This is a genomic window from Mesotoga infera (assembly GCA_011045915.1).
Taxonomy (GTDB): Bacteria; Thermotogota; Thermotogae; order Petrotogales; family Kosmotogaceae; genus Mesotoga; species Mesotoga infera_D.
This window is the reverse complement of record DSBT01000231.1, coordinates 1-4030: the sequence shown is the minus strand read 5'-3', so window position 1 is coordinate 4030 and position 4030 is coordinate 1. Positions and strand designations below refer to the sequence as shown.

At 42.2% G+C, this 4030-nt stretch carries 5 protein-coding genes; all 5 read left to right on the top strand.

Annotated elements, in window-relative coordinates:
* A partial coding sequence (locus tag ENN47_08000; protein HDP78110.1) for a PglZ domain-containing protein occupies positions 1–478 on the top strand: 478 nt, incomplete at its 5' end.
* Complete coding sequence (locus tag ENN47_07995; protein HDP78109.1) at positions 475–1218, top strand: hypothetical protein; 744 nt, start codon at positions 475–477, stop codon at positions 1216–1218. The genes ENN47_08000 and ENN47_07995, both read left to right, overlap by 4 nt.
* A complete protein-coding gene (locus tag ENN47_07990) occupies positions 1219–1992 on the top strand; it encodes a hypothetical protein (protein HDP78108.1) in 774 nt (257 codons plus the stop codon).
* On the top strand, positions 1943–2443 hold the full coding sequence (locus ENN47_07985) for a hypothetical protein (protein HDP78107.1): 501 nt from the start codon (positions 1943–1945) through the stop codon (positions 2441–2443). Before ENN47_07990 ends, ENN47_07985 begins: the two co-directional genes overlap by 50 nt.
* A gap of 676 nt (positions 2444–3119) precedes the next feature.
* A partial coding sequence (locus tag ENN47_07980) for a hypothetical protein (GenBank protein ID HDP78106.1) occupies positions 3120–4030 on the top strand: 911 nt, incomplete at its 3' end.

Here is a 4030-nt window from a genome sequence, read left to right as displayed (position 1 = left end):
GCGGTCTATCGGAAAAGGACAGCCGTTGATTGGGATTGTCATAAGAGAACTTGACGAAAAGGCTCATGGTGAAAACATTGGTATGAAGGCACTTTTAGCTGCTACAGAAACCTGGGTAAAGGAAAGCTGCTTTCTAGATCTATGCAAACTACTTTTCAGGGAGGGCTATGAAGTCGTTCTAACTAGTGATCATGGAAACGTAGAAGCATACGGAATGGGGAATCCTTCTGAAGGCTTGATTGCGGAGACAAGAGGTGAAAGGGTTAGAATCTACAAAGATCGGCTACTGAGAGGAAAAATCCATCTTGAATACCCAAATTCGATAGAGTGGGTTCCGGCGGGACTTCCGAAGGATTTCTTTCCGCTAGTAGCTCGAGGAAGATGGGCTTTCACAACAGCTAACTCGGTTGTGATATCTCATGGAGGTTTGACACTAGAAGAGGTTATCGTTCCACTTATCAGACTAAGGAAAGGATGAGCAAATTGTCGAAGATGCTTGGATTTGATAGACAGATAAAGAAGGAATGGCTAGATATGACTATGGAACTACTGGTCGAAGGTGAGAGCACTCAGCACATAAGAGAACAGCAGGAGAGATTCATGGCCTTAGATCTTCCTGGAAGAGATGCGAGAAGAAAGACAAGACTCGTCATTTCAAGAATGTGGCTCGACAGCAACACAAAGCTGATGCCTTTGCGAAAGAGGGCTCTTGAGATTCTGAAAGTGAATCCGGAGATTGACAACAGAATATTCCACTGGGGCATGAGCATAGCAACCTACCCTTTCTTCAGAGATATAGTAGCAATCATCGGGAAGCTCGTTGCCCTTCAGGGTTACTTCAAAGTCAGTCAAGTGCACGACAGAATCAGTAAGATTTGGGGAGAGAGGTCAACACTTACCAGAGCCTGTTCAAGGGTAGTACAAACCATGCTAATGTGGAAAATTATAGAGAGTACAAAAGAGTCTAAGACATATGCCACCGTTAAAAAGCTGCGAATTGCCGTGGAAGGAAAGCACGTAGCACAATGGTTGATTCACAGCCTACTATTGAGCAGGGAAAGTGGATCAGTTGGTGTTGAGGAAATCGGCAGATCACCTGAGCTCTTTCCTTTTTCGATCGAGATTGGTATCGACTCTCTTCTCGTTTCAGGGGGAATTGAAATATCTCATAGGGGAATCGAGACAGACTTTATTTCGCTCAAGGAGAATAATAATTGAATGAATACAGACAGATTGGAATCTCTTTCAGAATTGACTGCCAAGTACTGCTTCGAGAAACTCGATCTTGATTCTGCCGAGCTTGGAAGCGAATACAGTTATCCGAATTTGCCTTTATGCATAATCGATACGGTTTTCTCGATAGGCGTGAGTTACGCTTCTACAAGAAACACAGTAGACAGATTCTGCAGATTTCTGGGCGCTGAAGGTACTTCCGAATCGTTTTCAGTTTCATCCTTCCTCTCACTGTATCACACATACTCGCCACAAAGAATGGCCGCAGAGGTCTTCGGAAACAAGCAACGGACCTCTACTGTCAACGGAATACTAAAAGCTGAAGCGGTCATGATGTTTTCTGAAGCAGTGAGAGCACAGGATGTTGAATACCTGAAGGATTCTAGCTTCTTGTTAAATAACGAGGAGTTTGAGAAATCTGTTTTGAGCATTCCAGGGCAGAGAAGTGGAATATCTCTCAGATACTTCTATATGCTGATCGGTTCCGATGACTTTGTGAAGCCGGACAGAATGATCTTAAGATTCCTGCAGACTGCAACTGAATGCGAAAGCATAACTCCTGACCTTGCATGCAGAATAGTCCAGTCAGCTTGTAAATTTCTCAGACACTCATTTCCAAACATGACTCCTAGATTACTGGATAACATTATCTGGAGATTTCAAAGCGAAGAAGCAAAAGAAAATGCTGGTACAAACAAGAGGAGGAATCATGAAGAAAACTGTAGAAATCGAAAAGTTCGATCTAGTGAGGTTCACTGAAAAGACACTCGATTACTGCAAGACAATACTTGATCCCGAAATGGAACCAACTTCCGGAATAGGTTCTGCTGAAGACTATTCTTCCATTCCCGAGTTCAGTGATCGAAAAGAAAGAGACTTACGAAGAGAAATTCTGGAAGAAAACCTAATGTTGTTCTTCCCATTCATCATGGGAGGAACTGAATCTCCAATTGTGAGTGCAGATGGCAGTTCGTTTTCGTATGATCCGGATGATGAAGATTCTGAATACTCAATTCTTTCCGATCCCATGATTATTTATGGTTTCACGATACGTAAGGAGGACGAGAATTTAGTAATAGAATCTGCAGCATATTACCCAGGAGGCTGCACTTTCCCACCACCTTTTCTGGAATACAAAGAGAACTTAAGCTTTCTGGAGGTACCGATGAAGAAGTTCATTGATTCCTTCATCAAAGCCGGACACTACTGAGTATTGATTGAAGAGGAAGCGATTGAGAGGATTTTCGAAGACTTGAGAGAAGTGTCTCCAATAACTCTCTCGACCAATAGTAACCAATTCAGGGGCACCGTATCAGCTAATGTCACTTCTGTATCCAGTACTTCTTGATGCGGTCGAGATTTTGCTTTAGCTTGCAAGAAAGGTATCGGAAATGAAGACGCAATTCGTTATCCCATGCAAGTCAAGACAGATGCGTGTTAAGTCTCTGGAACTAGAAACTGTTGAGGCGATGAAAGCTTGTGTTAGGTCACTTGCTGCGGCTTGCAAGAAGTATGCAGAAGAGACTTTAAATAAGGCTTCAGAGGCAGATTTGAGCTAGGTGTTGTTAGGCTCTCGACAAAGAAAAGGATGATGACTTAGTGGCTTCTACTTAGTGCAAAAGGCGTTCAGGGACTTTCGAAAACTCGCTTCTTCCAGCAGACAAACTTTCTCGTAACTGAAGTCCGGCTCAAATTATTGGAAAATTGTGGATAGAAGCGATTAAGTAGCTATCAGAGCCATAGTAACTTGCTAACTATGATGCCAAGAGATTAAATCAAGGAACGGATGTTCTAGGAATCTAAATGAATGCTTGCGATAGAACTTCTGGATAGTCGAACGGACAAATTCGGATCTTCTGTTCAAGGCAATCGAAGGAGGTTGTCTCGTGGGAGAATCTAAGATTATTGACCAATTTGCTGTTGAATCTGAGTATGGGATAAGGTCTTTCAATATTTACGAAGGTGATATTTTCGATCATGGTGCCGAATTATCACTTCAAGAGAAACCTTTACTCGTTCTCTCGACTCATTCCTCGAAGCACTTTGACCCTGCAGGCGCTGTTCTGGAGAAGTTGCAGGAACATCTTGGAAGACGTTTGAACTTGGATAAGAATCCGCTTTTGTCTTGGAGAGGTATATTCGTTTTTTTTGAAGAAACTGAAGATTTCGATTTCAAAGGGATTTTGACACTCCGTATTCCCAGGACAAATATTGAATCTCTTTCATCGAGCGTTTCCCTGTTTGAAGAGGTCTTGGACGTATTTACATCTTCACTCACTGTTCTAGAAAGCCTAGGATTTCCTTTCGAAGATGTCTTCTTTCCAATTATTGCAGGTCAGAGGATTTCGGAGATCTTGCCATCAAACGCTTCTTCTTATAAGAAGGCACTTGAGATAATGATTGAAAAAAGCAAGATTTGGCTCGAAACATCGAAACACTGTGCATCTCTAAACCTGTTCGTATATGAGAGTGAAAAACTTGAACTAGTGAAAAATGCGCTATACACAATTCGCGAAAGACACAGTATTGGAGGCGACATAGTGGGAGATATTCTTTCCAGTTTGATTAATCAGGTAACCGATCAAATATGTTCCCTCCGAAGTCTGCGAGTCAGTGCTTCTCTGAAGAGGACGCTAAATGATCTGAAGCAACTTCTAGGCTACGAACCAGTTAGCATTCAGTCTATTAACTCTAATTCTAGAATGGTAATTGAGTATATGGCGAAGGATCTCATTAATGCCTTTGAGATTGAAACACCCGATGATAGGCTCTATACATTGATTGATTCTCTCAGGAG

Excerpts from the sequence above, each read along its gene's own strand:
- ENN47_07995 (HDP78109.1), top strand. The coding sequence starts at position 475 with ATGAGCAAATTGTCGAAGATGCTTGGATTTGATAGACAGATAAAGAAG.
- ENN47_07990 (HDP78108.1), top strand. The coding sequence starts at position 1,219 with ATGAATACAGACAGATTGGAATCTCTTTCAGAATTGACTGCCAAGTAC.
- ENN47_07985 (HDP78107.1), top strand. The coding sequence starts at position 1,943 with ATGAAGAAAACTGTAGAAATCGAAAAGTTCGATCTAGTGAGGTTCACT.